The sequence below is a fragment of the Campylobacter concisus genome, assembly GCF_902460675.1.
Classification (GTDB): Bacteria; Campylobacterota; Campylobacteria; order Campylobacterales; family Campylobacteraceae; genus Campylobacter_A; species Campylobacter_A concisus_AJ.
In genome coordinates this window covers 432296-448422 of the sequence record NZ_CABPUQ010000001.1, presented here as the reverse complement: position 1 = coordinate 448422, position 16127 = coordinate 432296, and the positions used below count along the sequence as shown (strand labels likewise).

The 16127-nt window shown below is 40.2% G+C and carries 15 protein-coding genes; all 15 read right to left on the bottom strand.

All coding sequences use genetic code 11. The features are described from left to right. Nucleotides 1-14: 14 nt before the first annotated feature. Complete coding sequence (locus F3G88_RS02235) at nucleotides 15-968, bottom strand: hypothetical protein (protein WP_149715266.1); 954 nt, start codon at nucleotides 966-968, stop codon at nucleotides 15-17. Further along, entirely contained in the window at nucleotides 965-1633 is a 669-nt protein-coding gene (locus tag F3G88_RS02230) for an ABC transporter ATP-binding protein (protein ID WP_149715265.1), read from the bottom strand. The genes F3G88_RS02235 and F3G88_RS02230 overlap by 4 nt, the downstream gene beginning before the upstream one ends. Then, nucleotides 1630-2739, bottom strand: a complete 1110-nt coding sequence (locus F3G88_RS02225) for an ABC transporter permease (RefSeq protein WP_149715264.1) — start codon at nucleotides 2737-2739, stop codon at nucleotides 1630-1632. Before F3G88_RS02225 ends, F3G88_RS02230 begins: the two co-directional genes overlap by 4 nt. Beyond that, on the bottom strand, nucleotides 2729-2914 hold the full coding sequence (locus F3G88_RS02220; protein ID WP_149715263.1) for a hypothetical protein: 186 nt from the start codon (nucleotides 2912-2914) through the stop codon (nucleotides 2729-2731). Before F3G88_RS02220 ends, F3G88_RS02225 begins: the two co-directional genes overlap by 11 nt. Nucleotide 2915: 1 nt before the next feature. Next, the gene (locus F3G88_RS02215) at nucleotides 2916-3374 is read right to left on the bottom strand and encodes a nitrous oxide reductase accessory protein NosL (RefSeq protein ID WP_149715262.1); all 459 of its coding nucleotides are present in this window, start codon (nucleotides 3372-3374) and stop codon (nucleotides 2916-2918) included. Continuing rightward, the gene (locus F3G88_RS02210) at nucleotides 3371-3907 is read right to left on the bottom strand and encodes a sensor histidine kinase (RefSeq protein WP_149715261.1); all 537 of its coding nucleotides are present in this window, start codon (nucleotides 3905-3907) and stop codon (nucleotides 3371-3373) included. Before F3G88_RS02210 ends, F3G88_RS02215 begins: the two co-directional genes overlap by 4 nt. After that, nucleotides 3907-4728, bottom strand: coding sequence for an SEL1-like repeat protein (locus F3G88_RS02205; protein WP_149715260.1), 822 nt, complete (start codon nucleotides 4726-4728; stop codon nucleotides 3907-3909). The genes F3G88_RS02210 and F3G88_RS02205 overlap by 1 nt, the downstream gene beginning before the upstream one ends. Nucleotides 4729-4736: 8 nt before the next feature. Then, nucleotides 4737-7355: a cytochrome c biogenesis protein gene (locus F3G88_RS02200; protein ID WP_149715259.1), complete on the bottom strand. Its 2619-nt coding sequence runs from the start codon at nucleotides 7353-7355 to the stop codon at nucleotides 4737-4739. A 16-nt stretch (nucleotides 7356-7371) separates the two neighbouring features. Then, nucleotides 7372-8301, bottom strand: a complete 930-nt coding sequence (gene nrfD, locus F3G88_RS02195) for an NrfD/PsrC family molybdoenzyme membrane anchor subunit (RefSeq protein WP_149715258.1) — start codon at nucleotides 8299-8301, stop codon at nucleotides 7372-7374. 1 nt (nucleotide 8302) lies between these two features. Then, nucleotides 8303-8974: a 4Fe-4S dicluster domain-containing protein gene (locus F3G88_RS02190; RefSeq protein ID WP_181000459.1), complete on the bottom strand. Its 672-nt coding sequence runs from the start codon at nucleotides 8972-8974 to the stop codon at nucleotides 8303-8305. A 19-nt stretch (nucleotides 8975-8993) separates the two neighbouring features. Then, entirely contained in the window at nucleotides 8994-9752 is a 759-nt protein-coding gene (locus tag F3G88_RS02185) for an FKBP-type peptidyl-prolyl cis-trans isomerase (protein WP_149715257.1), read from the bottom strand. A gap of 44 nt (nucleotides 9753-9796) precedes the next feature. Beyond that, complete coding sequence (locus F3G88_RS02180) at nucleotides 9797-11863, bottom strand: cytochrome c (RefSeq protein WP_009295151.1); 2067 nt, start codon at nucleotides 11861-11863, stop codon at nucleotides 9797-9799. A 95-nt stretch (nucleotides 11864-11958) separates the two neighbouring features. Beyond that, nucleotides 11959-13386 carry an ATP-binding protein gene (locus tag F3G88_RS02175; RefSeq protein WP_149715256.1) on the bottom strand — a complete coding sequence of 476 codons (1428 nt, stop codon included), beginning with the start codon at nucleotides 13384-13386 and terminating at the stop codon, nucleotides 11959-11961. After that, nucleotides 13376-14065 carry a response regulator transcription factor gene (locus F3G88_RS02170; protein ID WP_149715255.1) on the bottom strand — a complete coding sequence of 230 codons (690 nt, stop codon included), beginning with the start codon at nucleotides 14063-14065 and terminating at the stop codon, nucleotides 13376-13378. The genes F3G88_RS02175 and F3G88_RS02170 overlap by 11 nt, the downstream gene beginning before the upstream one ends. Nucleotides 14066-14233: 168 nt before the next feature. Continuing rightward, on the bottom strand, nucleotides 14234-15937 hold the full coding sequence (locus F3G88_RS02165; protein ID WP_103573375.1) for a methyl-accepting chemotaxis protein: 1704 nt from the start codon (nucleotides 15935-15937) through the stop codon (nucleotides 14234-14236). Nucleotides 15938-16127: the final 190 nt, after the last annotated feature.

Genomic DNA, 16127 nt, shown 5'->3' with positions numbered 1-16127 from the left:
AAAAATTTGCTTTATCAAAATAAAAATCCTCTTAACAAATAGTATTTGAGCACGTAAAGCGAGCAGATCAGCACGCAAACACTCAGCCAGATCGATGAAAATTTAAGCTTGTGCGAGTAGTTTGTCTTTGTGATGATCTCCACAAGATATGGCATAAGGCCGTAAAAAACGCCCAAAAATAAACTGCCCCAGATGAGGTAGCCAACGTAAAAATAGTTGCTTCTTAGCATGCAGTATGGGCACTTGTGATTTGGCTGCTCATAAACGTAAAGACCAAAAAAGTAGGTGATGGCGTAGTAGCTAAGCACCAAAAATAGCAAATTTGCCACAAAGCTTGCCATGCTTTGCTTTAAGAAATTTAGCGCCAAAATGGCAAAAAATAGCACGAAAAATACGCTCACTAAGCCAAAATTTGTATAGCCAAAAGGGAGCTTTGGAGCTTGAAAAGTGACAGAGCAGCAAAAGACTGGCACTTTTAGCGGGATGTTATAAAAAAACGAAATTTCTATGCCAAGCTCTATTAGTATCATCACAAAAAGGCAGATGAAAATGGCGTATTTTTTCTTTAGATATGGGAAATTTAGAGCTTGCAAGTCAAGCTTGTTTACAACTAGCCAGATACCAAGCCCAAAGATGAGCAAAATTTTAGTGAGCATCAAGATGCCACCAAATTTATTTGAGCCGATCACGCCAGCTGAGCACATAGCCCCTGGCACGATGTCAGAGAGCTCATTTAGACAAAGTGCGAAAAATATAAACAAAACAATCTTTGCGCAGACGCTAAAGAGCAATATCGTATTTACAAGGTAGTTTTGCTTTTCAAGGGAGTATTGAAGCGATGTTAGCGCGTTATAGTCCCACGACTTCACGATCCTTACGACGTAAAATAGCGAAATGCTCATCAAAACTAACAGCACAAACTCCGCTAACAAAAAGGCGATAACGGCGTTTGATAAAAATACGCTCATACTATCTCTCCGTTTTGTAGGCTAAGAGTCCTATCTGTGGCACCCAGCTCGTCAAAAATGCTATCGTGAGTGGCTACAATAACACTCTTTTTTAGAGCTTTAAAAGACTCTAGTAATCCTAAAAATGCACGCGCATTTTGCCTATCTAAATTTGCCGTTGGCTCATCAGCCAAAATGATATCAGCGTCCATTGACAAAGCCCTAGCCACCGCACATCTTTGGCGCTCGCCACCGCTTAAATTTGATACATTTTCATCTCTTTTGTGTGAGATATTTGCAAGCTCAAGAGCCTTTTTTATCATCTCTTCACGCACATTTGCCTTAAAATTTGTTAGAGCAAACGGAGCTAACAAATTTTCATAGACGCTTAAGCCCTCGATGAGGTTAAAATTTTGAAAGACAAGCCCAAGCCTTTTGTGTCTAAACTCTGAGCAAAATGCGTCAGGCAGCTTTGCGATGTTAGTGCCGTCTATCAAAATCTCTCCGCTAGTTGGCTTTTGAAGTAGGGCTATGAGCGAGAGTAGGGTGCTTTTGCCACTTCCGCTAACGCCTTTTAGTATCACTAACTCGCCGTTACTAACATCTAAATTTATATTTTTTAGAGCGCAAAACTCATTTTGTTTGCCTTGGTTATAGACTAGGCTAACGCCTCTTATATTTATCATTTTAGCCCCTCATTTATGTCGCCACACGCCACACGCCACGATGGGATAAGCACAAATGCCAAAAATGGTATGACGCCAAAGACAAAGATCAAAAAGAGCTTATCAAACTCCAAAATAGGCGTGAAATTTGTAAAATTTAAAAGCTCATCACCTAAAAATATCCCCTTTAAAAATGGAGCATTTAGAACAAATACAAAGAGGTAAGCTAACATAACGCCAAGCAAAAAGGCGCTAACGCTAACGATGAAATTTTGTATAAATTTTAAAAATATGATCTCTTTTATACTAAAGCCGATACTTCGCAAAATGGCTATCTCACGCTTTTTGTTGCCATAAGCAAGTGAAATTTGATTTTTAAGTAGAACGAAAAATATTAGCATAACGCTAACATAGATGCTCATAAAAATTCCGCCCTTATAGTAGTAAAGATGCCTAATGTTTGCTACCTCGTCTTCTATGCTAATGGCAAATGAGTTTGGATATAAATTCTCTATCTTTAAAGCCACTTGACTGATCTCTTCGCTATTTGGCACATCGACATAGAGCTTTGTGTATTCTTCATCTTTTAAATTTAAAATAGCCCTTAGCGTTTTTGGATGCAAAAATATCGCGTTATTTGAGATAAGAGCGCTTTGTTTTGGCATGGTTTTTACTATCTTTACTGGTATCATGCGCTCTTCTGTTAAGAAGTTAAAGCTCTCATCGTAATAAAGCTCGTTCATAGCAGCTTTTACGCCCTCGCCAACGATCATCTCGTCCTCTTTCAAGCTATCATCCTCATATAGATGAAACCAGACGCGCTTTTGCACGAAGTAGTACTCTCCATCCGCCACGCCTCTAACATCGGCCACGCCATCGATCTTTGAGATATCGTAGATGTAGCCAGGGTGCATAAGGTCGTTTTTACCAGCACGAAAGGCGCTAACAACGATGCTTGATCTATCTTTTACTAAGCTTATGAGATCATGCTGGATAGAGCCAGAGATGAAAAGCACCGAGCTTAGCACAAAGATAATGAGCGCAAAGAGGCAAAAGCTAAAGAGATGATCCTTTTTGTCTTTAAAAAGCAGGATCACAGCGTAGTTTATGAAATTTCTACTTATCATAGACAAAGTCCTTTTGCTCTTTTAGACTAAAGCTAGAAGCTAAATTTGCCCTTGTTATCTTTGAAATTTCTCTTAGCTCATCTTGCTTTGCTTTGTGGTCAAAGCTAAGGTAGTGCGCCGCTAAAAGCGTATAAGAGAGTCCAAAAAATAACGCCAAAAATGCCAGAAATTTCACTTTATTTACCGATAAATGTCTTTATCTCGTCAAATTTTATGACACCTTTGCCAGCGTGATCTTTCATAAAGCTATTTGCCTTTGCTTCGTCTTTAAACGGGATAAACTCCTCGCCCATCGGTCCAAAAACGTTTGAGCCATGAACGTAAAACGCCTCTTTTGCATCAAGCTTTTCAAGCGTGTAATAATCACTCACATAAGCTTCTTTCGCCACCTCGTCTGCAAAGTAAAAGTGCGCCATATCTTTTACGCCGTCAAAGTAATAATCCTTGCCACCAGCTTTGATAAGCGTCGCCCACTGCTTGTTTTTTATAGGCATGCCACACACCGCACATCTTGCATCCTTTGGTAGCTCGATGCGCTCTTTTGCCCCTTTATAGGCGTTTATGTTTGCCTCACTCGTCAAATTTCCAGCCCACAAGGCAAAAACTGCGCCAAACAATAAAGCTATAAATTTCATCTTATCTCCTTTAGTTTCTCTTTTTCTAACTCGCCCTTTTCATAGAGCTTTTTTAACATCTCATCATCAAATTCTATCTCGTAACAGCCCTTTACAAACTCGCTAAATTTATCAAACTCATCAAATGCATACCCAAGCAGCCAGCGTCCACCGTTGTTGCCACCGACTAAATTTTGATGCTCCACCCCGTCATACCAGATAAAAAAGGTCGTCTGCTCTATCTCATCTGGCAAGAAGTAAGAGCGAAATTTAGCAGCCTCGCCACTATAAATTTGCTCTATCACGCTTTTGCCAGCACTTAGCGAATTTAGCTCATTTTCATGATCAAACCCTCTAACAAGCACCGCTTCACGCGTAAATATCACATCTAGCAAATCGCCCTGCCCGTTATCTACCACGTATCTTAGGCTATTTTCATCCTCTTTTTTAGAAATGAGCCTTAAGTGCTCCTCATCAGGCTCCGTCAAAGCGTTATCAAGCAGATATAGCGCTTCAAGGCTTGCCTCTTTATTGCCCCAGTTTTTAAAACTCATCAATGCTTTCCTAAAATTTCCAAATTCTCGCACGCCTCTTTTAGGCCATTTTTACAGCTTTTAGTGAAAATTTCACGTGCTTTTTCCACATCTTCTTTCACGCCTTTGCCCTCAGCTAGCATGATAGCGTAGTTGTTGCAGCCCTTTTCATAGGCGTATATGCACGCTTGCTCGTAAAGCTTTGTCGCTTTTGTAAGGTTTTGATCAACGCCTTGCCCATAAACATATAAAAAGCCAAGGTTGTCACATCCTATGCCAGCTTCGTTTGCGCAGGCCATTTCGTAGTATGTTTTAGCTTTTGCGTAGTCTTTCTCGACGCCCTCGCCCTGAGCGTATAGGTAGCCAAGGTTGCTACATCCCATGCCATCACCTGCTTTGCAAGCCTTTTCATAGAGCTCTTTTGCCTTTTTTAGATCTTTTCTCACGCCAGTGCCATTTGCATAAAGCAAGCCAAGCTCGGTGCAGCCTTCGTTGTCGCTGCATGCTTTTTCATAAAATTTAACTGCTTTTGCTAGGTCTTTTTCTACGCCTTTGCCCTTTTCATATACATAGCCAAGGTTGCTGCAAGCCATAGAGAAATTTTGATAGCAAGCCTTTTCATAAAGCATAGCCGCCTTTGCCTCGTCCTTTTTGACGTTGCCATCACCCCTGCTGTAAAGCACAGCTAGGTTGTAGCAGCCTGATGCCTTTTTCTCTTTGTCGCAAGCATCTTCATAAATTTGCGCTAGTTTGTTGTGGTCATCTTTTGCGTTTAAAGCCTCTTTGATGTAGCCAGCATTTAAAACGCACAAACTAGCAGCCAGTAAAACCAAACTCTTCATCATATCTCCTAAACTACTTTTATATCTCTGCCACGATAAGCTAGGGCGATCAGCAAGGCAAGAGCCGCTAAGATCAAGTATATTAGCCCTGAGATGCCAAAGCTCTCACCATTTGCGTATGAGTGAAGCCCACTAAGGTAGAAATTTACTCCAAAATATGTAAAAAGTACCGAAGCAAATGATAGCACGCTAGCTGTTAAAAAGGCGAAAACGCCCTTTAGCTTTGGTATAAATCTTAAGTGAAGCACTATGGCATAGACGATGATCGTGATGTATGACCAGCTCTCTTTGCTGTCCCAGCCCCAGTATCTGCCCCAGCTCTCATTCGCCCAGACGCCGCCTAAGAAATTTCCGATAGTTAGCAAGCTAAGACCTATGATGAGGCTTAGCTCGTCGGTGGCGGCGAGGTATCTTATCTGCTCGCTAAGTTTTTGCTCATTTTTGTCATTTTTTAGAGCCATCAATATAAGTCCCACAAGCCCTAGCACAAAGCCAAAGCCCAAAAAGCCGTAGCTTGCTGTGATGACGCTTACATGCACGCTAAGCCAAAATGACTTTAAAACTGGGACTAAATTTGTTATCTGAGGGTTTATAAAATTTAGATGAGCAACCAGCAAGCTAACACTTGCAAAGAGCGAAGCAGCGCCTAGTGCGAAGCTTTGATGCTTGAAAAATAGCACTCCAGCTAGCACGCTTATAAGCGAGATATAGACCAAACTCTCATAAGCATCACTCCAAGGTGCGTGACCTGAGATGTAGGCGCGTAGGGCTAAATTTAGAGCATGCACTATAAACGCAGTAAAAAACGCAAGGCTAATCGCTCTTTCAAATCTAAATTTCCTCCCAAAAAATAGCCTATAAAAGCCAAGAGCGAGCGAAGCAAGAGCTAGGATTATGTAAAAATAGATAAGAAATTTAAATATCTCCATTTGGTTATAAAGCACTTCAAGGCCGACCTTTGCCTCGCTTGGCGCAAGAGAGCCTAGAGTGCTTCTTTGATAGCTTGATATTTGCTCCAAGCTTCTATTGGCGCCCGCACACTCGCCACTTTTTACGCAAAGGCTTAAATTTTCTATGTAAGCGCCTAAAACGCTTTTAAACTCGTTTGAAATTTCATCTTTGCTAAAGGCTTCATTTACGCCTAGCCACGTGATAGTATCACCATTTTTAGCGGGGATAAATTTTAAAATTTCGCCCTTTAGCGCAAGGTATAAGACATTTAGCCTCTCGTCAAATTTAATGACGTCGTTATCAAATTTATCTCTTTTTGAGGCGGATTTTTCATTTGCAGCCTCTACAAATTTAGCCAGCTTATACTCGCCATTTTCGTTAAAAACGTCATTAAAGCTAGCAAATTTCTCACCAACTCCAAGAAGCTCGCCCACACGCTCACTTGTGATCTTTACCATCCTTTTATCCATCCACTCTTGTGGCGAGATGGCAAAAGAGAGCATGAGCTCATCACTACTAAGCCCAAATAGCGTAGTTTTGGTTGAAATTTTGCTTATTACTGCCCTTGTGTAAGAGCTAGCTGGGGCGATCCTGCTATCAGTTTGAACTAAAATTTTGGCAAATTTATCTGCATGAGCTTTAAAATTTATGGCTTCATCGCTTGCAAAATTTGGCGTGGCATTTAGTAAAAGCAGGGCTAAAAATGCAAACTGAGTGCCTTTTATGAAGTTACAAAGTCTAAAAAATCGGCTCTTTTTGCTAAATAAATTTCCCACAAAGCCAAGACAAAGCAGAAAATATCCGATGTAAGTTGGCACTTTACCAGGATCAAAGCTGATCTCAAAGGCGCTTCCAAGCTCGTCAGCGTCGTATGATGACTGAAAAATTTTATACCCGTCCAGCGTAAGTGGGTGATTTAGCGAAATTTCATGCTCGCTGCCTGCGATGCTTACTTTGCTCGTGTAAGATGATGGGCTATTTAGCCCTGCGTAGCGCTCTAGGATAAATTCCTCAAGTTTTAGCGAAAAAGGTAAATTTATCGCTCGTGAGCTAAAGTAAAATTTCGCCTCTTGCCCGTCAAAGCTTAAAATGCTAGGCTCAAGATCATATCCAGCGCCACCTTTTAGCTTGGCGGTTTTGCTCTTTTCATTAGCAAAGCCAGCCTCTATGCTAAGCGTGGCTGGAGCGTTTTTCTCATCTTTTTTGTAGCCAGTTATCTTTATATCAAATTCTTTGCCATTTATATCTTTTTTAAAGCGAAAGTCGTTTTTGTCAAGCAGACTAAGTCTTAGTGGATATTCAAAACTTTCATTTGAAATTTGCACTCTCAAATATGGCTTTGTACTTTGCATATAGTTGCCGCTCTCGCCCACTCTAAGATGCAATACACCCTCTTCGCCAAAGTATCTTGTAAGCGCAGCACCGATGAAGATAACAATAAAAGCAAGATGTATCAAAAATGCGCCAAATTTCTTATACATCTTGGTTTTTACGATGCTAATGGCTAAGCAAATGGCACAAGCTGCCATGACGCACTCGTACCAGAGCGCTTCATAAACAAGCACTCTAGCCGTCTGTGTGTCATAAAAATTTTCCAAAAAGGTCGCCGCCCCTGCACCAAAAGCAAGGATAAATAATAATATTAAAGACAAGCGATAAATATTTAAAATTTTCATCACCTGCCCTTAAGCCTTAAATGCTATAAGTCTGTCCTGCATAAAGTATAAAAACCCTAAGCAATAAAACGCCAACGACTGCTGCAAATGAGCCAAGGTAGAAGCTAAATTTCATCTTGCCAAGTGCGAAATTTAAAACAAGAGGCAAGACAAAGCCAACTAAAACAACCCCAAGCCAAAAGAAATTTGCCCAAATTCCACTATAAAATGCAACTGCCGCGCCTTGCTGATAGCTTGAACCAAGCAAAAGCGAGACAAAAAGCATTAAAATGAGTAAAATTTCAGCGCATAAGACGTAAAACTCCACGCCATGAAGCGAGCCAAGGTCGCTTGAGTGTGGATCTTCTTTGAAAAATAGTGCCGCTATCAAGCTGCTACCACTTATGCCAGCACTTAGTCCTGAAGCTATGAAAAGCGCTGGTAAAACAGCGGTGTTTAAAAGTGGAAATCTAATAAGCACCGAGATCAAAAAGCCTGTATATGCGCAAATGATAACCGCAAAAAGCAGGCAAAGCGCACTTAAGAGCGGATAAAGTGGCAATAAAATTTTCATCACGCCATCAAAAAAGCCACAAAATGACTTTAACTCCGCGCCAAAGGCGTATAGACACATCAAAAAGCTAAGCGGTATAAAGACACAAAGTCCGGCTACACCGATAGACATAACTGATGTGAAGTTGTAATTAATCAAAATTTTCCAAAACAAAAGTGGCTTTTCAAGGTCAGCTATCAAGCAAACCATACCAAGCATGATGCTAACAAAGGCTAAAAGCGAAGCAGCCTTGAAAAATGGGCTAAAGCTCTCTTGCCTTTTGTAGTGCTTTAGAAGTATGGCAGCTATTAGCGCTCCGCCACTCATACCAGCTAGCAGAAGATAAACAGCGATCGGCCAGCCCCACTCAACTCCGTGCGAAAATGTCGCAGTGAAATTTAATGCACCATCCATCTTACACCCCCGCTTTTACTTTAGGAATATATCTAAGGCTTGGTTTTGTGCCAAGTTCTGCTCTTAGCCTTATGCTATCTTTGACAGCTAGTAACTGGCTAATGTGTGAGCTCTCATCGTTTAAATCGCCAAATACCAAAGCCTCATATCTGCATGCCTCAACGCAGGCTGGATCTTTTTTATCCTTTAAATTTGTATCTATGCAGAAGTTACAGCTTTGGGCTGAGTGACTAAACTTATCGATATATCTCACGTCGTAAGGACAGGCTACGATGCAGTATTTACAGGCGATGCAGTCATCTATATTTGTAGTTTGGATGCCAGTTTTTATGTCCTTGTGACAGGCTTTTGTTGGGCAAACAGCCACGCAAGGCGCATCCTCACACTGCTGACAAGACACTCTTACATATCTTTTATCAAGCAAATTCTTTGGATCAGTCTTATCCTCTACAAAAAGTCTCATCTGTCCTTTTGGGACTAAATTTACCTTTTTGCATGCCACTTCACAGTCCGTGCAGCCAACGCATTTGTTTTGGTCAAATATCATGCCAAAATGTGGTTTTTTCGCACTCTCTTCACTCTTAAAAGCAAAACCACTACTTGCCACGCTAGCACCAGCAGCCACAACTGCCATGCGTTTAAAGAAGGCTCTTCTGCTATTTTGATTTTGCATTTTTAACTCCATTTATGCCTTAATGAGGCTTTTTAATGCCCTCATTTTGCTCTTTTTCATGAATTTTTCTTGCCGCCTCAGCTAGTTCGCCAGGCTTTAAGACCTTAATAAGCTCTATCTCAAAAACGATAGTCTCGCCTCCAGGTATCCCCTCCATGCCGCTATCGCCGTATGCAAGCTCAGGCGGGATGACAAATTTAAACTTCTCTCCCTCTTTCATAAGCATTAGACCCTCTTCAAGTCCAGGGATCAAATTTAGCATCGAAAGATGAGCTGGAGCCTCTTTTGTCTCGTCAAAGACCTTGCCACCAGCAAAGCTTGCTTTATAATTTACTATGATGATGCTCTCAGGCTTTGGAATAGCCCCTTTTGAGCTACTTTTTATGATCTCATATTGTAAATTTGATTTTGTTGTTTTTACATTTTTATTTTTTGCATTTTTTTCCATATAGGCTTTGCCTTGGGCTAAATTCTCTTTTAGCTTGGCAGCCTCTTTTTCTTTTACTATCTTATCTAAGCTTTCAGCTCTTTTGTTTAGTAGCTTTGCTATCTCGTCATCACTTAGTTTTAGCTCGCTCTTTAGCGCGTCGCTAAAGCCTTTTATCACTGCATCAGCGTCATAGCCAACACCTAGTTGCTTTTGATCTAGCAGTCCTTTTAAAACATATCCACCGCTTGTTGCGCCTATGGCGTAAGAGTCGTTTGTATCGACATTTGCCAAGATGCTAGCCACGCTTAGGCTAAGAAGTAGCGAACATTTTAAAAACGCATTTTTCATTTCAAACCCTTAAGATTAAAGGGGCTAAAACTAGCCCCTAAATGCTATAAATTTTTGTTTAGAATTCTCTGAGCTTCTTTTATATACTCTTTAGATGCATCTAGTCTTTGTTTAGTAAATTTAAATCCGTGCATACCCCACGAACCATCTTTTTCGACCATATCGATGATCTCTTGAGCGTTTTGGACAAGCTCATAAACTCTTGCTTTATCACTTGGATCTAGCTTTTTAGTCTCTAGTAGTGAGTAAATTCCTTCGATGCCTATTTTGACCTCTGAGAATTCATTTTTAACTGGAGTTTGCCATCCCATAACCTCATCATAAACTTGTTTTTGGTTTTTAAAATGAAGTGTTGGTTTTAGCTCAGATAGCACTGGGCTATGGCAGCCTTTATTATCTTTCATATCTTTATCAGCCCAAGATGTTCTAGCGCATGCCCACATCAAATCAACATAGTTGTGGCCATTTTTATCTCTCTCAAAGTGCCAATCTTTAGCATCTCTTGGACCTTTAGCAGCGTCGCCTGGGACAAGAGATTTCTCTTTTGGATCGACCATGATCTTCCAGATGTGAGAGCGTCTTTGAGTATCAAAGCCAGCGTTGTCTTGGAACTGAACAGCGTAGAAATTCTCGCAGCTCATCATAAATGGCATGTGGCAAGATGCACAAGTGTTGTTTTTGTGAGTATCTGCCTTTGATGCGATATATGCTTGAGTCTCGTGACAATCTTTACAATCTTTTTTGATCTTTGGTTTAGTGTAGAACGCACTTAGATAGCCTTGATCTGGGTTGTAGTTCATTCCAGTTACACTCTTATCGCCTACAACGTTACCTGTGTTGTCGTGTGGATCGTGGCAAGTGACGCATCTCATGCCTTTATCGTAGTGAGCGGTAAAGTATGATTGTGATCCCTCAGAACCGCATCCTGGTCCCATTGATTTAAATTTAGAGCTAAGTGAGAGATCAAGCTTGCCGTTGTTAAGCGGATTGGCTCGCATTAGATCTGGGCTAAAGTTAAATCTTTGGTGACAGCGTTCGCAGTTTGATGTTCTAAAATTTGTAGCTCCATCAAGGTGACCGCCAGCTCCGTGGCACTCCTCACAGCTTACGCCTTTTGAGATAGTGTGTTTTTGAAGCTCTTTGGCATTACCAAGTGCTGCGTAAAATTCTGCTTTTGACTTAAAGTCAAATTTAACTGGGTGGCAAACCTCACAATATGATGAGTTTGCTTGGAAAAACATCGACTTTTTATGTTTTGCGGCGTATGAGGCAAGACCTCTAACATATCCGCCATTATCGCCATACTCTTCAAGCGTGCCAGGAAATTCTGGGACGAGCTCTTTTATCTTTTTAACAGTTGCGTCGTCTAAATTTAACGCCCATGTTCTTTGCCATTGGTTACCGCCAGCTACGATCTGACCTGTGCCATCTCGTAGCAAACCGCCCTCAACGTAGTAAGTACCGCGAAGTAGCCATGCATCGACGTAGCCCATCTTAGTTCTTAAGTGACCAACGGTTGCGTAGATGACATCTGGAGTGATACCTTTTGGAAGGATAGAAGCGGTATCTTTGTCAAATACTGGCTCAGTTAGGTTGTTATTAACCTCTGGGTGCTCGCCAGGGAAGCGCATAGTAGTTGCGTGGCGAGATCTGCTCCAGACCTCATACTGAGCTGGGTGACACTCACCGCACTTTTCTGGTCCTACAAATTTATTAGGAAATTGAAGTGATGAGGTGGCTGGAATTCTATACATCATAGAGCTATAGCCCTTACCACCATCTCTTTTACTAAGCTTTGACATATCAAAGCCATGTCCCTCGGCAAGCCACTCTAAGCCACGGTCATGAACGACCATTTTGCCGACGGTTTTGCCACCATATTTTGTAAAAATAGGGTGGTTTTTAAATAGCCAGTTATACATCTCTTGCTCTTCTACGACGTAGTCTTGCAAGGAGACAACACCTCTACTTTGCAGTGTGCCTTTAGGATTTGCGATAACATCACGTGCTTTATCGGACATCTGCATATTATGCTCTTCGCAACAGGCTTGTGAAGCAAAGATACTAACACCCATGAGTAAGCCTGCTAAGGCTTTGTGTAAGTTTCTCACGTCTCCTCCTTTGAATTTTTATCCTAAAATCAAAATGATTTCATACTGATAATCTTAACACCAAAAAAGGGCAGAAAAGGGGGAAAATTAACAAATTATAAATTTTCGAAACTAATTGTAAATGCAACGTGGTTTTCATCTACATTTTTAGCAAAGATTATGGCGTTATTTTTGCGAGCGATTAGCTTGCTCATATATAGCCCAAGCCCGCTACCGCTCTCTTTTGTGCTAAAGTGTGGCTCAAAGATGACCTTTAAAAATGAATTTTTTATCGCCCCTGCGTTATTTTGCACGCATAAATTCTTGCGATCATCTTTTAAAAAGGCGCTTATCTTTATCACTCTTGGCTTTGTGTAGCTCTGCTTAAATGCGTCTTTTGCGTTGTTTATGATGTTTATTAAAATTTGGATTATCTCATTGAAATTTGCAAATATCTCAAAATTTTCTCTCACGTCAAGCTGCACTTCGATCTGATACTTTTTAAGCGTTGCGTTTAAAATTTTTATCGTTTGATTTATCACTTCAAGCACCTTAAACTCTTTTCTCAATGTATTTGGACTAAAGAAATTTTTAAAGTCATCAACGGTTTCTGACATGAAATTTATCTGCTTGCTTGTCTCTTCTATAAACTCATAAATTTTCGCTTCATCAAGCTTTTTTCTCTCCTGATAAAGCTCTAAATTTATCAAAGCTGAGCTTATCTGGGCAAGTGGCTGCTTCCACTGGTGCGAGATATTGCCTATCATCTCACCCATAGAGGCTAGGCGGCTTTGATGTATCATCAGCTGCTCAGTCTGCCTTTTGCTCTCTTCGCCACGCTTATGCATCTTATAAACAAGTAGTAAAAATAGCCCAAATATAAGCGTTATGGCACTCATTATGACGATGACTTCTTGCAAGTGGTAGGTAAAAATGGCGCGGATTGGTATCTTAAAAGAGATCATCGCAACCGTTTCGTTCACGTCTGGGATCTCTATGCCTTCCATGCCATATTTTTCTAGCATTTGTTGTGGGGCATTTGCGCTGCTATGACAGGCTAGACAGGTCGGGCTTTGGTTTTTTATAGGCAGACCCACAAATAGCTGTGAGCCATTTTCATCTCTTATTATCCTTACAAATTCTTGAAATTTATTTTCTTTAAAGCCTTGCAAGACGCTCGCTTCAAATTCATTTGGCTGGTGAGCTTTATTTAGCGGAGCGATAGCAACTAGCTTGTAGTCAAATTCAAGGTTGTATTTTTTCTTTTGGATGTTGTAAATTTCACGGCTTATATATGAAGATGATAGAAGTCTCTCGTCAAAAAAGTCCTCTTTTAAGATACCCTGCTCTTTTAACTGCTCGATCAGCGGGCGTTGCACGCCTGAGATGTACTCTCTTACAGAATTTATACTCTCAAGCACATAATGCGCCTCTCTTTTGGCGTCTTTCATCGCTAGGTCGTTGTAAAAATTTAAAACAAGTGCCGAAACTAGCAGATAGACAAAGATAAAAGCACCGACTATTAGCTGAAATTTATATCTCACAAAGGTAGCCCACGCCGTATAAATTTTTGATCACATCTTTGCCAAGCTTTCTTCTAAGCTCTTTTACGATCGTCTTTATAGCCTCTTTTGTCGGCTGCTCGTAGTCCCAGATGTAGTCAAAAATTTGCTCATAAGTGATAGTTTGGTTTTTGTTGTTTAAAAAGTACTCCAAAAGCTTGCTCTCACTCTTGCTTAGATGAGAAATTTGACCATTTACGTAAAGCGCTTTTTTGCCAAAGTCATACTCAAGCTCGTCATTTAGCCTGATGGTTGGCGTGCGCCCAACTAGCTCAAACGCCACATCTTCAAGCGCTTTGATGAAAGATTTTTTATCGTATGGTTTTGCAAGATATCTTGTGATCTTTAGCTCAACCGCGCGCCACAGATACTCTTGCTCGACGTGGCTTGATAAGATCACGATAGGGATTTTTTGATTGATAGCTCTTACTTTTTTAGCGATCTCAAGACCATCGATATTTGGCACGCTGATATCAAGCACTAGCACATCATACGTCCCGCTCATAGCAAGCTCAAGTGCATCAAAGCCGTCTGTGACGCCTTTAACCTCTGCGAAAAATAGCTCCAGCGAGGCGCAAATGTTTCGCAAGATCGCCTCTTCATCCTCTAAGCAAAGGACTTTTTTGTTTGATAAAACATCTAAAATATCATACTCTTGCATACGTCATCTCATCTCTTAAGCCAAAATGCCGACTTAAATAACACAAAATAAAAATTATTTCATAAATTTACATCATGATCGTAAGCTTAAAGTAAAAAATCGGCTCGCTACTTAAGCAAAGAAGTTAAAAGATAAAGTTAAATTTAGCCAAATATTTGGCTAAATTTATCAGGTTCTAAATTTTGAAAGGCTAGTGTTTAGATTATCAGTCATCTTTGAAAGATGAGCAGCTGCAAGTGAGATTTCATCCATGCTTTTTGAGTTTTGTTTTGAAATTTCATCGATATTTACGATGCCTTTTATCAGCTCTTCGACCTTATTTCCAGTCTCTATATAATCCCTCGTAGAGGTCTCATTTAAGCTAACAGTCTCGTTCATTAGCTGGTTCATATTTTCTATTTTTTCATTTATCTGGGCTGATTTTTTGCAAAGCTCACCAGCTTTTTTAGCATTATCGCCGATGGTATGGCTTGAGTTTGAGATCGCTTCAACGATTAAATTTATAGTTGCATTTATCTCGCTTAGGCTATTTTGCGTGCGTTCAGCTAGCTGTCTAACCTCATCAGCCACGACTGCAAAGCCACGTCCATGCTCTCCTGCACGCGCTGCTTCTATGGCGGCATTTAGAGCAAGTAAATTTGTCTGATCAGCGATGTCATCGATGATATTTAAGACATCTTTTACATTTTTAGCTTGATCAGCTAGGCTTTTCATCGAGCTAGCTAGTGAAATTTCGCTATTTGCAGCCTCATCGACATTTTTGCTAAGTCCCAAAACATCGTTTGAAACTTCATTTATATATAGACAGGTTCTTTCAAGATTTTCTTTGCTCTTCTTAGCCTCTTCAAATGAGCTCTTTATCTCTTCTGACATATTTTTTGCCATATTTGTCGTATCTGTGACGATTAGCGAAGATTTGTTGGTTAAATTTGTAGTTTGAGCTGATGTTGAAGAGAGTTGCTCGGCAATAGAAGAGTTCTCATGCGCCAAGCCTTTAACGCTCTCTATCACAGATCTTAGCTCGCTTGTTAGGTCATTTATAGAGCTTTTGATGTTTGAAATTTCATCTTTGCCACTAACTTCAAGCTTTTTAGTAAGATCGCCTCTGCCACTTTTTATCTCATCTGACATCGCAGTTAAATTTGCAACGATATTTTTTATAGGTCTGATGATCGCCCTACTTAAGATAAATAACACGATAGCTATCAAAACAACCGTAATCAGGGCGCAAGCGATGATAAATGTTCTTGTATTTTGGCTGTTTTGCTCATTTAGCACGGCCTTTGTCTTTTCTGTCTCGTCCGCTAAGTCATCGACATATACGCCACTTCCTAGCATCCATTTATATGGCTCAAAATTTGCAGCGTAGCCAAGCTTCTCCACTGGCTCCTGCCCCTCTTTTTTCACCCATCCAAATGTGACAAATCCGCCACCTTGTTTAGCCTTTTCGATGAGCTCTTTTATAAGAAGTAGCCCTTTTGGATCTTTTAGTCCGATTAAATTTTTACCAACAAGCGATGGCTTTTCAGGGTGCATCAAAACAACGCCGTCATAGTCATAAATGAAGATATAGCCGGTCTTGTCGCTAAAGAATTTTAGCTTTGAGACGACTCTAAAAATTTCTTGTTTTATCTCATCGTCGCTTAGCCCTTTTTCTTTGCCGCCATTATAAATTTCACGCATCATTTGATTGATCGTCTCGACGTCATCTTTTAAATTTTCTTTTCTGGCATTTACCAGCTCGTCGTAGGACTTATGGGTGAAAAACTGAGTTAGATCGCTTGAAAATTTGCTATTTAAAAAGATGAGCAAACAGCTGACAAGCAAAACTGAGAAAACAAAAGTGAGAATTATCTTTGTAGATATTTTCATAGCACACATCCTTGCATTTTGGGATCTCCTAAAAATTGCGTGCCATTTTATACATTCAAATCTTAATTATAAATTAACTTTTAAAATTTAAGGAAAAAAAGAAATTTTGATGAGAAAATTTACTCAAAGCCCAAAATAACGAATAAGTTACAAATATTATTATTTTAAGCTTTAAGAGATAAATTTTATA

What these genes read in the sequence shown, in the direction of transcription:
- F3G88_RS02200 (WP_149715259.1), bottom strand. Translation starts at nt 7,355, where the DNA reads ATGAAAATTTTAAATATTTATCGCTTGTCTTTAATATTATTATTTATC.
- F3G88_RS02170 (WP_149715255.1), bottom strand. Translation starts at nt 14,065, where the DNA reads ATGCAAGAGTATGATATTTTAGATGTTTTATCAAACAAAAAAGTCCTT.
- F3G88_RS02230 (WP_149715265.1), bottom strand. Translation starts at nt 1,633, where the DNA reads ATGATAAATATAAGAGGCGTTAGCCTAGTCTATAACCAAGGCAAACAA.
- F3G88_RS02215 (WP_149715262.1), bottom strand. Translation starts at nt 3,374, where the DNA reads ATGAAATTTATAGCTTTATTGTTTGGCGCAGTTTTTGCCTTGTGGGCT.
- F3G88_RS02210 (WP_149715261.1), bottom strand. Translation starts at nt 3,907, where the DNA reads ATGAGTTTTAAAAACTGGGGCAATAAAGAGGCAAGCCTTGAAGCGCTA.
- F3G88_RS02225 (WP_149715264.1), bottom strand. Translation starts at nt 2,739, where the DNA reads ATGATAAGTAGAAATTTCATAAACTACGCTGTGATCCTGCTTTTTAAA.
- F3G88_RS02190 (WP_181000459.1), bottom strand. Translation starts at nt 8,974, where the DNA reads ATGCAAAATCAAAATAGCAGAAGAGCCTTCTTTAAACGCATGGCAGTT.
- nrfD (WP_149715258.1), bottom strand. Translation starts at nt 8,301, where the DNA reads ATGGATGGTGCATTAAATTTCACTGCGACATTTTCGCACGGAGTTGAG.
- F3G88_RS02165 (WP_103573375.1), bottom strand. Translation starts at nt 15,937, where the DNA reads ATGAAAATATCTACAAAGATAATTCTCACTTTTGTTTTCTCAGTTTTG.
- F3G88_RS02205 (WP_149715260.1), bottom strand. Translation starts at nt 4,728, where the DNA reads ATGAAGAGTTTGGTTTTACTGGCTGCTAGTTTGTGCGTTTTAAATGCT.
- F3G88_RS02185 (WP_149715257.1), bottom strand. Translation starts at nt 9,752, where the DNA reads ATGAAAAATGCGTTTTTAAAATGTTCGCTACTTCTTAGCCTAAGCGTG.
- F3G88_RS02235 (WP_149715266.1), bottom strand. Translation starts at nt 968, where the DNA reads ATGAGCGTATTTTTATCAAACGCCGTTATCGCCTTTTTGTTAGCGGAG.